The sequence below is a fragment of the Hyphomonas sp. J20-32 genome (assembly GCF_055808555.1).
This window is the reverse complement of record NZ_CM147873.1, coordinates 1,671,794-1,686,702: the sequence shown is the minus strand read 5'-3', so window position 1 is coordinate 1,686,702 and position 14,909 is coordinate 1,671,794. Positions and strand designations below refer to the sequence as shown.

Genomic DNA, 14,909 nt, shown 5'->3' with positions numbered 1-14,909 from the left:
CTGGCACTTCCATCCATCTTCATCCCTCCACAGGCGCAAGTTCTCGAAACTCGTGCGCGTCTACGCGGCCACTGGCTCGCTCTGCCCAGGGGTCTGTCTGGGCAAATGTCTGGGCGTTCAGGAAGCGCTCATAAAGGGCAGCGCGATTGGCATCATCGGCCACTATTTGCTCACGCACCTTGTCGAATCCGACTCGGGCCGACCATTTGTATATCCGCTCGAGATAGAAGCCCTGCTCCCGGTAGAGCTGGAGAAGCGCCGCGCAATATTCGAGGGCCTCACGCTCAGAGGGTACTTTGCAGAGGATTTCCGTGCCCTTGATTTCCATCCCGGCTGCCCCGGCGAAGTGGAGTTCGTAGCCGCTGTCGACACAGATAACGCCGATGTCCTTACAGGTCGCTTCGGCGCAGTTGCGTGGGCAACCGGACACAGCCAGCTTGACCTTGTGCGGTGTCCACGAGCCCCACATCATTTTCTCGAGCTTGATACCAAGGCCGGTCGAATCCTGCGTCCCAAAGCGGCACCATTCACTGCCGACGCAGGTTTTCACTGTCCGCAGGGATTTGCCATAGGCGTGACCTGACACCATGCCTGCCGCATTGAGGTCGGCCCAAACGCCGGGCAGGTCCTGCTTGCGTACGCCAAGCATGTCGATGCGCTGGCCTCCTGTATACTTCACCGTCGGTATGTTGAACTTGTCGATGACATCCGCGATTGCACGCAATTCTGCAGCTGTTGTCATGCCGCCCCATGCACGCGGCACGACGGAATAGGTGCCGTCTTTTTGAATATTGGCGTGCACGCGCTCGTTGATGAAGCGGGATTGACCGTCATCAACATATTCGCCGGGCCAACTGGCTAACAGGTAATAGTTGAGGGCCGGGCGGCACTTCGCGCACCCACAGGAAGTGGTCCAACCCAGTTCCTGCATCACAGCCGGGATCGATTTGAGGGACAGTGAAACGATCAGGCGCCTCACTTCGTCATGGGCAAGTTCTGTGCAACCGCAAACCGTCTTCTTTGTCGGCGCGGCAAATGCGTCACCCAGCTTGAACGCCAGCAGGCTTTCGACAAGGCCCGTGCAGGTTCCGCAGGATGACGACGCCTTCGTACAGGCGCGCACGCCTTCAACATCCTTCAGCCCTTCCTTGTCTATGGCGGCGAGAATCTTGCCTTTGGATATGCCGTTGCAACCGCAGATTTCCGAATCATCCGGCAAGGCTGCAACGGCTGCCATAGGGTCCAGGGGGGTGCCTCCTGCATAGGCCGGACCGAATATCAGCGTGTCGCGCTCATCGGGTGCGATGGCGCTGCCCTCCCTGATCTTCTGGAAGAACCATGCGCCGTCCGCCGTGTCGCCGTAGAGGACCGCGCCAACAAGGCGATCGCCTTCGAGGACAAGCCGCTTGTAGACACCGCGAGCAGCATCCCTAAAAACGATTTCCTCTCGGCCCTCGGCCTCCGCGAAGTCGCCCCCGGAGAAGAGGTTGATGCCCGTAACCTTGAGTTTCGTGGATGTTTCCGTGTGGACGAATGCGTGGTTCCGGTCGCCCGCCAGCACCAGCCCGCAAACGCGCGCCTGTTCATAGAGCGGCGCAACGAGACCGTAGCAATTGCCTTCGAACTCAACACATTCCCCGACCGAATAGATATCCGGGTCCGACGTCTGCATCGTGCAGTCGACCTTGATGCCCCTGCCGACGTCAAGCCCGGATTCCTCCGCAAGCTTGTAATTGGGGCGAATGCCCACAGCCATGACGACAATATCGGCATCTATTTCGGTTCCGTCATCGAGCATCACCCCCGTGACTTTTCCGTCTCCGAGTATCTTCTTCGTGTTGGCCGACGTACGGACATCTATTCCCCGGCCAGCCAGCTCCTTCTCCAGCAAATACCCCGCCGACGGATCTAGCTGGCGCTCCATCAGCGTGGGCATGATGTGGAGTACCGTCACATCCATACCCTGCGCCAGCAATCCGGCGGCGGCTTCCAGCCCCAGCAGGCCTCCGCCGATAACAACCGCACGGCCGCCGCTTTTCGCGGCAACCATCATCGCGTTCACATCATCAAGGTCGCGATAGGTAAGCACGCCGGGAAGATCATGACCTGGCAACGGGATGATGAAAGGGTTCGATCCGGTGGCGATCAGCAGCTTGTCATAGGATGCCGTTTCGCCATGCTCGGACGTCACAGTCTTCGCATTGCGGTCGATACCAACAACCTTGTGCCCCTTGTAGAGAGTGATGCCGTTTTCGACATACCATCCATCGCCGTGGATCACGATGTCTTCGAACGATTGCTCGCCGGACAAGACCGGCGACAGCATGATGCGGTTGTAGTTCACACGCGATTCCGCATTGAAGATGGTGATGTCATAGGCATCGGGCGCCGCCTCGATTAGGGTTTCGAGAACCCGTCCGGGCGCCATGCCGTTTCCGATGACAACAAGGCTTTTCCTGGTCATGGATAGTGCTTCCTTTCGAACTAGTTGGCCGCCCGAACCAGCTGGGTAGCGAGTATGACGGTGATGATGAAAAGGATGAGGCTCAGCCCCTTCCAGAAAGCGAGGGGGTTGCGGGCAAGGAGAGATGTTTCGGTCGCCTTGCTGCGTGCGAAGTCGCCTGGCGACTTGATATCCGAAAGGAACTCAGATTGTGCGAGATAGCGAAACTCCGGATTGGGCGCGCAAGCCTTCTCAAGGGCCGCACTGACCCAAAGCGGAATATCGGGTCGCACGCTGTGGGCCGTCTTGTGGCCCCATGTCGCCAGCGTCCATTTGTGACGCGCGCCATCCGACAAGTCGAAAGGCCGCCGTCCAGTCAGCATTTCGTATGTGACGACCCCCAGGGAGAACAGGTCGGATTGGGCCGTCGCCTTGCGCCCGAGTACATATTCCGGGGCCGAATAGGCGACCGACCCGACAGCATGGTTTTCCTTGATGGGAGACGTCACCTCAGTGAGGCCTGCAACCTGAACCGTGCCGTAGTCGATGATTTTCACGTCGCCCTGATGCGTAATCATGATGTTTTCCGGCTTGATATCCCGATGCACCATGCCCATCCGGTGAATCGCCCTCAGCGCCATGACAAGGCTTTCCACGATAGTGCGGACTTCGGACAGGGATGGTGAAGGATGATCGACCATCCACTCGCGCAACGTCTGTCCGGAAATTGGTTCGCAAAGAAGGTAGAGGAACGGACTGCCTTCGGGTCGAGGGTAGACTTTCATCAGGCCCGGATGATCAAGGCGCCGGCCAACCCATTGCTCCCGCGCAAATCCTTCGAGATAGACATTGTCATCCGCAAAATTCATGGACGGCGCCTTGAGGACATATTTCTCCTGCGTGCTTTCTCCGACAACCTCGTAGATATGGCTGCGTGTTCCGCTGTGGATTATTCGCGATACCTTGAATCCGTCTATCCTGTGACCGACGGCCATGACCGGTGGTATTGCCCGCTCGCGCAGGCGGAGATGCGCCTCCTCGACGGACTCCTCAGGGAGCGCGTCGATCACGAGGATACCGCATGTCACATTGTCCCCGGTGTCCCGCGCGATGGCCAATTTGCAGATACTTTCTGACAGCACGTCCAGGTCCGTTGGCTGAACGGGAAGAACACGCAGCCGTTCCACCATATCTTCCGGTGACAGAACATCTGTCACACCATCGGTCGCGAGAAAGATGATGTCACCCTCGCTGGCGTCCATCTGGCGATAGTCGACATTGAGCCGTGGATCCATTCCAAGCGCAGCACTCAGCATCTGCTTGCCACCCGACAGGCTGACAGAATGATCCCGGGTAAGCAGCTCGAGATTCTGACCCCGAAGCCGATAGATGCGACTGTCACCGACATGGAGGATGTGGAGCGTCCTGGACTTGACGATGGCCGCGCTGAACGTCGTGACCATGGCGCCGGCTTTCGCCAGACGGCTCTGTCCGCACAGCCAGTCATTGATCGAACGCAGCACCCGCGCAGCTGATTCTTCCACGCTCCAGCTATCGGGTGTTGCAAAATAATCCTCGATGAACTGCGTGACAGACAGCTGGCTCGCGAGATGAGAGCGGTCGCTTTCGCTGACGCCGTCGGCAATACACGCGACCGCTCCCTTCATGGCCGCCACGCTCGCCTGCACTGGCATTTCGGCGGCAAGCGCATCATCATTGCGTGCTTTGCGTCCGGCGCAACTGAACCCGCCAGACCGCACTTTCAGGACGACCGGACGCGCCTGCTCTGACCCGCTCAGTGCCGAGCTGGTCTTGCCTGGTCGAAGAGACGGGACCGCACTCATTCGGTCATCCCACTGGTATCATCTGGACCGTGCCGTCTTCTGCAATCTCGGCGATTTCACCGTTTGGATTCTCAAGCGCCAACAAGGTGACAAGACCGAGAACGGCGGTCGCAGCGATCACGAGAAAGAAGGTCGACGGGGGCACCAGCGCGTACACGATGAGGTAGATGACAGCCCCGACATTGCCGTACGCTCCTGTCATGCCGGCAATCGCACCAGTCTGAGACCTCTTGATGAGTGGCACGACAGCAAACACGGCTCCCTCGCCAGCCTGGACGAAGAACGAGCAGGCCATCGCAACGACAACTGCGAGCCAGATCGGCCAGGTCTCGCCGACCAGCGACATGGCGAAATAGCCGAGCGCCAGCCCCATGGTCAGCACAATGAGTGTCGATTTCCGTCCAAACCGATCTGAAATCCAGCCGCCCCCAGGCCGCGACATCAGGTTCATGAAGGCATAGGCCGAGGCGACCATGCCAGCCGCAACAGGGCTGAGCCCGAATGTCGTTGCAAAGAACAGCGGCAGCATGGAGACCACGGCCAGCTCGGACCCGAAAGTCGCGAAGTAGAGAACGTTCAGGACTGCGACTTGTTTGAACTTGTACTGGTGAACCGGGGGAATACCGCGCTTCAGTTCAGGCCAGTTCGCGCGGAAGGCATTGCCGGAATCAAGCAGGAAAACCGCGGCCAGCCCGACCCAGACCGCCATCTTTACCTCGGAGGTCAGAAGCCCGACCTTCGTCAGGTTCCAGGCCAGCAGGCCGAGCGCAACATAGAGCGGGACTTTCATGGCGATCATGAGCGCCAGATCGGACTTGCTCGTCACCATCATCGACCCCGTCGACTTGGGCTTGAAATAGTGGGACCCTTCAGGCACGTCGCGGGCATTGGCATAGTAGATGAAGCTGTAGACGAAGCAGATCAGGCCCGTGATGGCGATCGCCCAGCGCCAGCCTTCCTCCCCACCGAACGCCAGTGCGATTGTGGGCAACGTGAAGGCTGCAGCGGCAGACCCGAAATTCCCCCACCCGCCATAGATGCCTTCGGCCGTTCCGAGCTCATTGTGCGGGAACCATTCCGAGACCATCCGAATGCCAACCACGAAACCCGCGCCGACAAATCCAAGCGCAAAACGTGCAATCGCCAACTGGGCGTAGGAAGAGGCGAATGCAAAGGCAAAGCAGGGAATCGCCGCCAGGAACAGGAGACCTGAATATACCCTTCGCGGCCCGAACCTGTCTGTCAGCATACCTACGATTATCCGCGCCGGGATTGCCATCGAGACGTTCAGGACAAGAAGTGACTTTATCTGGGGCTTGGTCAGGCCGAATGTGTCGCCAATGGCCTGCAGCATCGGCGCCATGTTGAACCACACAACAAAGGTGATGAAAAAGGCGATCCAGGTCAGGTGCAGGGTTTTCATCTTGCCGGAAAATGAAAACAGATTGAAGCTTGTGCTCGTTGAAGTGCTCACCAAACGTCTCCCGAAAATATCCACAGCGCCTGGCAGTGGAGATGACTTTCAATCCAGGAACCGGACACTCGCCAGGAGCACGCGGTCTGGAAAACGAAAGTCCTTCGGCGGACGTTAAAAAACCCGAGACAGCATCGTCACATTCCCTGTGTCGCTATCCGGTCTTGTGAAATCAACATATTTATTGCGCCGCAGCACAAACCCGGCAGCGAGACATCAAGAATGCTCGATAAGTCCGCAGCGATGCCCAATTCTTGATCGCAAAGCGGTCAGGCAGTGCATGTGTCAGGTTGCCCCTTGCGCGCGCTCGGCATCGCGCGGTGTGTTGATGTTGAAAAAGGGATCTCGTCCATCACTTACGGAAAAATCCACAGGCGTTGCCCCAATAGAATGGACCCAGGTTTCAACTTTTCGCTGGCCCGATTGCAGGAAGGCCTCCAGACCCGCTGCTTCGCTCACTGGCCAAAAGCCGCACACGCCATGGATGCGCCCGAGACTTTGGGCCACCGACGGTGCCCCAGCGCCTGCCAGCTGAGAAACCAGGTCTGCAGGCAGGAACGGCGTGTCTACAGGCGAGGTCAGGACCGACGGGTACCCGAGGCTTTCCGCCCAGCGCATGGCCGAGTGAATGCCCGCGAGGGGGCCCAGTTGTCCGGTCATCACGTCTTCAATGCAGTCGAAACCGCATTCGGCATAAGCGCCGCCAGCCTGGGCATTCAGGACTACGGGCCCGCCCACCTGCGCTCTCAGGGTTGTCGCGACATGCTCGACCAGCGGAACGCCCTGAAGAAGCGCAAGCCCCTTTGGCGCCCCGAACCTGTGCGAGGCTCCACCCGCGAGGATCACGCAAGGTACATCCAGCCTGTTGTGAATCACCATTTCAACAGCCACTCTCAGTTGCCCGCTTCGCCGCGCATCTCACAACAACCGCAAAAGAACGCTTGATGCAATTCCACCTTGCCGGCCTCCCTTTACTGGCGCCCGTGATACATTCGCGTTGTTCACTCGGGGAAAACAAGAAATCACTGTCATGACTTGCCCTGTATCCGTTGACCAAGCGATCGCGCTGCTTGGCGAGCACCGCCCGCCGAGACCCGTCGAGTGGGTGGCACTCGACGCTGCGCTCGGTCGCACACTGGCGAGCGACGTAGCAGCGCGGGTTGCACTGCCACCGCGCAATTCTTCCGCCATGGACGGGTATGCCGTTCGCCTGGCTGATGTCAAAAAGGCTGGCGCACGGCTCCGTGTCATCGGCGAGGCGCCTGCGGGTACGCTTTTCCATGGTTCGGTAGCGACTGGCGAGGCCGTGCGCTTGTTCACCGGCAGTGCCATGCCGGATGGCGCAGATCATGTCCTGATCCAGGAACATGCCATCCGCGACGGCGATTACCTCACGACAACCGAAGCACAACCGAAGGCCCGCCATGTCCGGCTTGCCGGGATCGACTTCAGGACCGGCGATATTCTCCTTCCTTCCGGCACCATGCTCGGTCCTGCAGAAATCGCCGTCGCTGCCGCAGCCGACCATGCGGTTTTGCCTGTCCACAAGCGCTTGCGCGTGGCGGTCCTTGCCAATGGCGACGAGTTGCGCCCGCCGGGAAGCGACCCGGTCATGGGAAGTGTGGTCAGCTCGAATGCAGCAGGCCTGGCGGCTCTCATCCGGCGCTGGGGTGGCGAAGCCATTGACCTCGGAATTGCGTCCGACAGCATCAACAGCATCCAGTCGCACATCGGCCAGGCCCAGGCGGCGGATATCCTGCTTCCGGTCGGCGGCGCTTCCGTCGGCGATCATGACCACATGTTCGGCGCCTTCGAAGGATTGGGCCTAAAACCAGTATTCAGGAAGATCGCGGTCAAGCCGGGCAAACCGACCTGGTTCGGGACACTGGGAGACCGCTGCGTCCTCGGCCTGCCCGGAAACCCGGCATCCGCATTCGTGTGCGCCCACTTGTTCCTGAAGCCCTTGCTTGCAGGAAGACCGCAGCTCGACCTCCTCGACGCCCGCATCAAGCACCCACTTGATGCGAACGGCCCACGCGAAACATTCCTGCGGGGCGTTTGCACACTCGTTAATGGTATCGGGCGAAGTGTCGAAATCCTGCCCAATCAGGACAGTTCGCTGGTCACGGCCTTCCTGCAGGCCAATTGCCTCGTGCGCCGCTCGGCGCACGCCCCGATGGTCAATGAAGGAGACAAAATCCAGATCGTCCCGCTGTGAACGCCTGACAATGGTGGGCGGTAACGGGCTCGAACCGCTGACCCTCTCGGTGTAAACGAGATGCTCTACCAACTGAGCTAACCGCCCTTCAGCGGCTAGATGCCGGGACTGGATTCAAAAAGCAAGATGGCCGCCCATCAATTGGGCGGCCATCTGCAGTTTCTGTGTCAGGGACTAGTGCGTACGCACGGTGTCCGAGGCGGATGCGGGCTGGCCTGAAAGGCTCGCCTGGAGGGCGGCTTCGTCGGCCTCGGACCAGACAATCGGGCTCAATGGGGCGCTGAGCGCAAGCTCGAGCACTTCATTGATATCCGACACCGGGACGATCCGGAGTCCGGTTTTCACATTGTCCGGAATGTCCTCGAGATCCTTCTCGTTCTCTTCCGGGATGAGCACCGTCTTGATGCCGCCGCGCAAGGCCGCAAGGAGTTTTTCCTTCAGTCCGCCAATTGGCAGGACCCGTCCGCGCAGCGAGATTTCACCCGTCATCGCGACTTCGCGGTTGACCGGAATGCCGGTCAGCAGCGAGACGATGGCCGTGGTCATCGCGGCGCCGGCACTCGGCCCGTCCTTGGGCGTAGCGCCATCGGGCACATGGACGTGGATGTCATTGGTGCTGAACACTGTCGGCTTGATGCCGAGAATGACAGACCGGGACCGGACAAGCGAACTGGCCGCCTGGATCGATTCCTTCATCACATCACGCAGGTTGCCCGTGACCTTCATGTTGCCGCGACCCGGCATCTTGACCGCCTCGATGGTGAGAAGGTCACCACCGGATTCTGTCCAGGCAAGGCCTGTAACGGCACCGATCTGGTCGGTCTCATCGGCAAGCCCGTAACGGAATTTCCGCACACCGGCATAGTCCGGCAGGGACTCCGCCGTGATCGTGATGCTGGTCAACGCCTCGTCGGAAGCCAGCTTGCGCACGACCTTGCGGGCGAGCCGCGCGATCTCGCGCTTCAGCGACCGGACACCGGCCTCACGCGTGTAATAGCGCGCAATGTCGCGGATGGCCTCGTCGGTGACGATCCATTCGTCGGCTTTGAGGCCATGGTCCTCACGCACCTGAGGGATCAGGTGACGCTTGGTAATTTCGACCTTCTCGTCTTCCGTATATCCGGCAATCCGGATGATCTCCATGCGGTCCAGCAAGGGCTGGGGCATGTTGAGCGAGTTCGCCGTGGTGACGAACATCACATCCGACAGGTCATAGTCGACTTCAAGATAGTGGTCGTTGAAAGTCGCGTTCTGTTCCGGGTCGAGCACTTCGAGCAGGGCCGAAGCCGGATCGCCGCGATGGTCCATGCCCATCTTGTCGATCTCGTCGAGCAGGAAGAGCGGGTTGCCGGTTTTGGCCTTTTTCAGCGACTGCACGATCCGGCCCGGCATCGAACCGATATAGGTGCGCCGGTGACCGCGAATCTCGGATTCGTCACGCACGCCGCCCAATGACACGCGCACAAAGTCGCGTCCCGTGGCTTCGGCGATGGACTTGCCGAGCGATGTCTTGCCGACGCCCGGAGGGCCGACGAGGCAGAGGATCGGGCCTTTCAGCTTGCCGGTGCGTTTCTGCACGGCAAGGTATTCCAGGATCCGCTCCTTGACCTTCTCGAGACCGTAATGGTCGTCATCAAGCTGCTTCTCGGCTTTCACGAGATCGGTCTGGATATCCTTGCGCTTGCCCCATGGCAGGGACAGGAGCCAGTCGAGATAGTTGCGAACGACCGTTGATTCCGCAGACATCGGCGACATCTGGCGGAGTTTCTTGACCTCGGCTTCGGCCTTCGCGCGGGCTTCCTCGGAAAAGGCCGTATCGGCGATTTTCTGTTCCAGTTCGGCCACTTCGTCGCGTTCGCCGCCGTCGCCGCCCTGTTCGCCCAGCTCGCGCTGGATCGCCTTCATCTGCTCGTTGAGGTAATACTCGCGCTGGGTCTTCTCCATCTGCCGCTTGACGCGGTTTTTGATTTTCCGCTCCATTTGCAGCATGCCCATTTCGCCTTCCATCAGGGCGAATACCTTTTCGAGGCGGTCCTTGATGTCTGAAAGCTCGAGCAATTCCTGCTTGTCGGAAATCTTCACCGACAATTGCGAGGCCACCGCATCCGCCAGCTTGCCCGGCTCGGTCAGCTGGCCAATCGTGGTCACGGATTCCGGCGGGATCTTGCGGTTCAGTTTCACATAGTTTTCGAACTGCTCCTGCACGGCGCGCATCAGCGCCTGAACGTCGCCGCTGTCGGTATCGGCTTCGGGGATGGTTTCGACTTCGGCTTCGAAATAGTCGCCGCGGTCGTGCAACTTTTGCAGGCGCGCGCGATTCTGGCCCTCGACGAGGACTTTCACCGTGCCATCGGGCAGTTTCAGGAGCTGGAGAATGGTGGCGACCGTGCCGATTTCGTGCACGTCATCGGCGCCGGGATCGTCGATCGCAGCGTCGCGCTGGGCCACCAGCATGATTTCATTGTCGCCCTCGTCAATCATCTCGAGCGCACGAACAGACTTATCGCGGCCCACGAAGAGCGGGGCGACCATGTCTGGAAAAACAACGATGTCCCGTAGCGGCAACACCGGAAGGTTCTTCGATACTGGCATATGAATGCCTCCTTGGAATTTGGCCCCGCTTGGCGGCGACCCTTTAACCCTGCCCGTCAATCATGACGAGAGTCGGGCGATTGACTAAGATGTGGATCGTCAGGACCGGTGCTTCAACCCGAAGAATGCGCAAGATTCTGGGGAATTGGAAATACGCCTGAAATCAAGGCATCGCGGCCCGCCACATCTTGGCACTCCCGGTTTCCCGCTTCTGATGGGCCATGAAAGCCTTGAGAACGCCGAGTTTGGGGTTCGGCGCCTTTCCGGCCGCCAGCAAGCGAAGCTGCTCATAATACCATCCCTGTGCGCCGAAACCGTTAAGCGCCTTGACCAGCTTGATCGGGGAATGCGGCCCGAACAGGCCCGGGCCGATGCGCAATTGCGCCTCCCAGCGGTCGGCTGCCTTGATTTCGCCGGAAAGCAGCTTTGCCGGCGTCGCCGTATCGACGCAGAGCGGGCGTCCGATTCCGATGAGATCCGCTTCGCCCGATGCGAGCGCCGCATTCATGCCGCTGAGCGTCCGGAAGCCGCCTGTCACCATGAGGGGCATGCTGGCCCGGTCCTGGACGGATTTGGCATAGGAGAGGAAGTAAGCCTCCCGTTCGCGAGTCGATGCAGGCCTGAAGTCCTCGAATGACGGTTCCAGGCCTTCCATGTCCATCATCTTGGGCTGTTCGTAATTTCCGCCGGAAATCTCCACGAAATCAACGTCCAGCCCGTTCAGGATGTCGATGACGAGGAGGCAGTCCTCATGGCTGAAGCCGCCTTTCTGGAAATCGGCGGAATTGAGCTTTACCGAGACCGAAAATCCCGGGCCACCCTGCACTTTCGCTTCGCGGACGCAATCGACCAGCAGGCGCGCCCGGTTTTCCAGCGGGCCGCCCCAGTCGTCCTCGCGCCGGTTAGCCAGCGGCGAGAGGAAGGAACTGAGCAGGTAGCCGTGGGCAGCATGGACCTGGATGCCGTCAAAACCCGTGCGTTTGGCTACGTTCGCGGCGCGGCCGAAACCTTCCACGACAGCGCGGATTTCGTCCGGCGTCATGGCGCGCGGCGTTCCGAACTGCCCGCCCGGCAGGCCGAGCGCGACGGGGCTCGGGGCGGCCGGACGCAGATTGACCAGTTTCGGCGTCTGGCGTCCGGCATGGCTGACCTGCATGACCAGCGCCGCACCTTTAGACTTCGCCGCCTCGGCCCAGCGCGAAAAGCCGTCCATTTCGTCTTCGCCGGTCTGCGCATCGATCACGACATTGCCGACGCGTTCGAGATGATGACGATCAATCTGGACGTTTCCGGTGATCAGTCCGCCTGCCCCGCCGTCGGCCCAGCGGCGATATAGCGTCATATGGGCTTCAGTTACCCGGTTGCGCGCATCGGCGAGTCCCTCTGTCATGGCCGCCTTCACCAAACGGTTCGGGAAGGCCAGACCGCTCTGCAGGGTTAACGGGGTGTTAATCGTGACGGGCATTATGTTCTCCCAATATCGACACTGAGTCGCTTGCCCACTAAGGGAGACCACAAATGGGCGCTGCCAAGCAAGTAAAGCTGTTCGACAACATGATACCAGATTCTTCAGGCTATTCGGCCAAGGATATTGAAGTTCTTGAAGGACTTGAGCCCGTTCGCAAACGGCCGGGCATGTATATCGGCGGCACCGACGAGCGCGCCTACCATCACCTGTTCGCCGAAGTGCTGGACAATTCGATGGATGAGGCCGTCGCCGGCCATGCCAACCGGATCGAGATCAAGCTGGAGGCCGACGGCTTCCTGACCGTGTCGGACAATGGCCGGGGCATCCCGGTCGATCCGCACCCGAAATTCCCCAAGAAATCAGCGCTTGAAGTGATCATGACCACGCTCCACGCGGGCGGCAAGTTTTCCGACAAGGCGTATGAAACAGCCGGCGGCCTGCACGGCGTCGGCATTTCGGTGGTCAACGCGCTGTCGGACCTGGTCGAGGTCGAAGTGGCCCGCGACAAGGTGCTTTACCGCCAGAGCTTTTCCCGCGGATTGCCACAGGGAAAGCTGGAAAAGGTCGGCGCAGCGCCCAACCGGCGCGGCACGAGCGTGAAATTCCGCCCGGACACGCAGATATTCGGCGAGAAGCTGCGCTTCCGCCCGGCCCGCCTGTTCCAGATGGCCCGCTCGAAAGCCTATCTCTATCGCGGCGTCGAAGTGCGCTGGAATTGCGATCCGGCCCTGCTGCCGGAAGATTTGAAAATCCCCGCCGAAGCGGTCCTGTCCTATCCCAACGGCCTGGCCGACCAGCTGGACGAAGTGTTCCACGACAAGGCGACGATCACCGAAACCGCGTTCACGGGCCTCGTCGACCTCGGCAAGGAAGGCAAGGTCGAATGGGCGATTGCCTGGACCCGCGCCGGCTTTGGCGAGGCGGACGGCTTTGCCCGCTCGTATTGCAACACGATCCCGACGCCGGAAGGCGGCACGCATGAGGCCGGCTTCCGGTCGGCCATCACCAAGGGCCTGCGCAATTTTGCCGAGCTGACCGGCCAGAAAAAGGGCGGCGACATCACGGCGGAAGACATTATGGGCCATTCCGGCCTGCTGCTGTCAGTGTTCATCCGCGGCCCCGAATTCGTCGGACAGACCAAGGACAAGCTGTCGACCACGGCGGCCTTCCGCCTGGTGGAAAATGCCGTGCGCGACCGGTTCGACCACTGGCTGGCCGGCAGCCCGAAGGAATCCGACAAGCTGCTGACCTGGGCGATCGACCGGGCCGAAGAGCGCGCCAACCGCCGCAAGCAGAAAGAGATCAGCCGCAAGTCCGTCACCAAGCGCCTGCGCCTGCCCGGCAAGCTGGCCGATTGTTCGGCCAAGGGCCCGGAAGGCACCGAGCTGTTCCTCGTCGAGGGCGACTCGGCCGGCGGCAGCGCCAAGCAGGCGCGCGACCGGAAAACGCAGGCCATCCTGCCCCTGCGCGGCAAGATCCTGAACGTGGAAAGCGCCTCGGCCGACAAGCTGGCCGGCAACCAGGAACTCAACGACCTTGCCCTCGCGCTCGGCACCCAGCTCGGCCGCAAGTTCGACCTCGACGAGCTGCGCTATGACCGCATCATCATCATGACCGATGCCGACGTTGACGGCGCGCATATCGCGGCGCTGCTGATCACCTTCTTCTTCCGCATGACGCCGGGCCTGATCGAGAGCGGGCGCCTGTTCATGGCGATGCCGCCACTGTTCCGCCTGTCGAACAAGGGCACGATCGCCTATGCCATGGACGAGGAACACCGCTCGGAAATCATGGCCAAGCATTTCAAGCCGAACCAGAAGGTCGACATGGTGCGCTTCAAGGGCCTCGGCGAGATGAACCCGTCGCAGCTGAAAGAGACCACGATGAATCCGGCGTCCCGTACGCTGGCCCGCATCACGCTGCCGGATTCGCTCGACGCGCTGACCGAAGTGAAGCCCTCGGACCTGATCAACATCCTGATGGGCAAGAAGGCCGAAACGCGCTTCAAGTTCATCCAGGAAAACGCCGCCTTCATCGACGAGCTGGATATCTGATCCGCCTTGAAATTCTGCAGGCCCCTGCGCAGGCAGGGGTCCATGAACTGGCCTTTCCCCCGGCCCCTGCGGCGCCCTTCGTCCATGGATACCTGCTTTCGCAGGTATCATCGGGGGGAGAGATGCGGGTGTACCCGGAAACACCTCCCGGTGCCCGGCATACCTGTCTGACAAGCCTGTCGGACTCAGCTTGAATTTTCCCACTTTTCGAGGGCCGCATTAAGCAGGCCCGGCAAGGCCGTGGCAATCGCACCGAGTTCAGGCCGGAGCCGATGGGCCGATGCCATGGGCATTGCGACCGGTTTGGGGTCGCCGCGTTTGCGTTGGCGGGCGAGGCTGCGCGCGAGGCGTTTGGCGTGGACGTCTGGCGCTTCGAGCACCTTGTAGAGGGCGCTGACGCGCGCGAGGAAGGGCGCGGCGGACACCGGGCCGCTTGCCCGGACACTGCCCGGAAACAGCCCGGACGCGTCGGGGTCCACAGCCGGCTGTACCCTTCCCGACAGGGCAAAGCGGCGCGGGGCCGGGAAGGTGGCGATCTCGGTGCCCTCGGGGAGCGGCGCGGGGGTGGCAGGGGTGAGGCCGGTCCGCGGGCGGACCGCCGGCAGGGAGAGGGCCAAGGCCATCAGGGTCAGCAAGCGCCGGACGATGATTTCGAGCTGTTTCAGCCGCCCCATCGCTTTTTGCCAGAGGCTGCGCTTGAGCGTCAGCGGGCGCAGGTGGGCATTGGTCATGTTGATCACCGCCCACAGCGCAAGCCGCGCCTGTTCAAGGCCGTGATGGATCAAGTCGGGCGGATGGGTCATGCGGCGCAGTATA

Annotated in this window: 9 protein-coding genes and 1 tRNA gene; 2 read left to right on the top strand and 8 right to left on the bottom strand. The window is 60.8% G+C overall.

Annotated elements, in window-relative coordinates; all coding sequences use genetic code 11:
* Positions 1–19: 19 nt before the first annotated feature.
* From nirB to mobA, 4 genes are all read right to left on the bottom strand, one after another.
* On the bottom strand, positions 20–2,464 hold the full coding sequence (gene nirB / locus AC0L7I_RS08390) for a nitrite reductase large subunit NirB (RefSeq protein WP_473395995.1): 2,445 nt from the start codon (positions 2,462–2,464) through the stop codon (positions 20–22).
* A gap of 20 nt (positions 2,465–2,484) precedes the next feature.
* On the bottom strand, positions 2,485–4,287 hold the full coding sequence (locus tag AC0L7I_RS08385) for a bifunctional protein-serine/threonine kinase/phosphatase (RefSeq protein ID WP_473395994.1): 1,803 nt from the start codon (positions 4,285–4,287) through the stop codon (positions 2,485–2,487).
* A 4-nt stretch (positions 4,288–4,291) separates the two neighbouring features.
* Positions 4,292–5,710 carry a NarK family nitrate/nitrite MFS transporter gene (locus AC0L7I_RS08380; protein WP_473399126.1) on the bottom strand — a complete coding sequence of 473 codons (1,419 nt, stop codon included), beginning with the start codon at positions 5,708–5,710 and terminating at the stop codon, positions 4,292–4,294.
* A gap of 336 nt (positions 5,711–6,046) precedes the next feature.
* Positions 6,047–6,652 (bottom strand): molybdenum cofactor guanylyltransferase, encoded by a 606-nt coding sequence (mobA, locus tag AC0L7I_RS08375; RefSeq protein ID WP_473395993.1) that lies wholly within the window; start codon positions 6,650–6,652, stop codon positions 6,047–6,049.
* A 139-nt stretch (positions 6,653–6,791) separates the two neighbouring features.
* Here mobA and AC0L7I_RS08370 point away from each other — a divergent pair, with 139 nt between their 5' ends.
* A complete protein-coding gene (locus AC0L7I_RS08370; protein WP_473395992.1) occupies positions 6,792–7,979 on the top strand; it encodes a molybdopterin molybdotransferase MoeA in 1,188 nt (395 codons plus the stop codon).
* An 11-nt stretch (positions 7,980–7,990) separates the two neighbouring features.
* Here AC0L7I_RS08370 and AC0L7I_RS08365 read toward each other — a convergent pair.
* From AC0L7I_RS08365 to AC0L7I_RS08355, 3 genes are all read right to left on the bottom strand, one after another.
* Positions 7,991–8,066, bottom strand: a tRNA-Val gene (locus AC0L7I_RS08365).
* 87 nt (positions 8,067–8,153) lie between these two features.
* The gene (gene lon / locus AC0L7I_RS08360; protein ID WP_473395991.1) at positions 8,154–10,571 is read right to left on the bottom strand and encodes an endopeptidase La; all 2,418 of its coding nucleotides are present in this window, start codon (positions 10,569–10,571) and stop codon (positions 8,154–8,156) included.
* Positions 10,572–10,734: 163 nt separating this feature from the next.
* Positions 10,735–12,036, bottom strand: a complete 1,302-nt coding sequence (locus AC0L7I_RS08355; protein ID WP_473399101.1) for an NADH:flavin oxidoreductase/NADH oxidase family protein — start codon at positions 12,034–12,036, stop codon at positions 10,735–10,737.
* Positions 12,037–12,089: 53 nt separating this feature from the next.
* Between AC0L7I_RS08355 and parE the strand changes: the two genes are divergently transcribed.
* Positions 12,090–14,093, top strand: coding sequence for a DNA topoisomerase IV subunit B (parE, locus tag AC0L7I_RS08350; RefSeq protein ID WP_473399100.1), 2,004 nt, complete (start codon positions 12,090–12,092; stop codon positions 14,091–14,093).
* A 185-nt stretch (positions 14,094–14,278) separates the two neighbouring features.
* Here parE and AC0L7I_RS08345 read toward each other — a convergent pair whose 3' ends face one another.
* The gene (locus AC0L7I_RS08345) at positions 14,279–14,896 is read right to left on the bottom strand and encodes a hypothetical protein (RefSeq protein WP_473399099.1); all 618 of its coding nucleotides are present in this window, start codon (positions 14,894–14,896) and stop codon (positions 14,279–14,281) included.
* Positions 14,897–14,909 lie beyond the last annotated feature (13 nt).

Bases quoted from the DNA above. Each gene is read 5' to 3' on its own strand.
- nirB (WP_473395995.1), bottom strand. From the start codon at position 2,464: ATGACCAGGAAAAGCCTTGTTGTCATCGGAAACGGCATGGCGCCCGGA.
- AC0L7I_RS08385 (WP_473395994.1), bottom strand. From the start codon at position 4,287: ATGAGTGCGGTCCCGTCTCTTCGACCAGGCAAGACCAGCTCGGCACTG.
- AC0L7I_RS08380 (WP_473399126.1), bottom strand. From the start codon at position 5,710: ATGAAAACCCTGCACCTGACCTGGATCGCCTTTTTCATCACCTTTGTT.
- AC0L7I_RS08370 (WP_473395992.1), top strand. From the start codon at position 6,792: ATGACTTGCCCTGTATCCGTTGACCAAGCGATCGCGCTGCTTGGCGAG.
- lon (WP_473395991.1), bottom strand. From the start codon at position 10,571: ATGCCAGTATCGAAGAACCTTCCGGTGTTGCCGCTACGGGACATCGTT.
- AC0L7I_RS08355 (WP_473399101.1), bottom strand. From the start codon at position 12,036: ATGCCCGTCACGATTAACACCCCGTTAACCCTGCAGAGCGGTCTGGCC.
- parE (WP_473399100.1), top strand. From the start codon at position 12,090: ATGGGCGCTGCCAAGCAAGTAAAGCTGTTCGACAACATGATACCAGAT.
- AC0L7I_RS08345 (WP_473399099.1), bottom strand. From the start codon at position 14,896: ATGACCCATCCGCCCGACTTGATCCATCACGGCCTTGAACAGGCGCGG.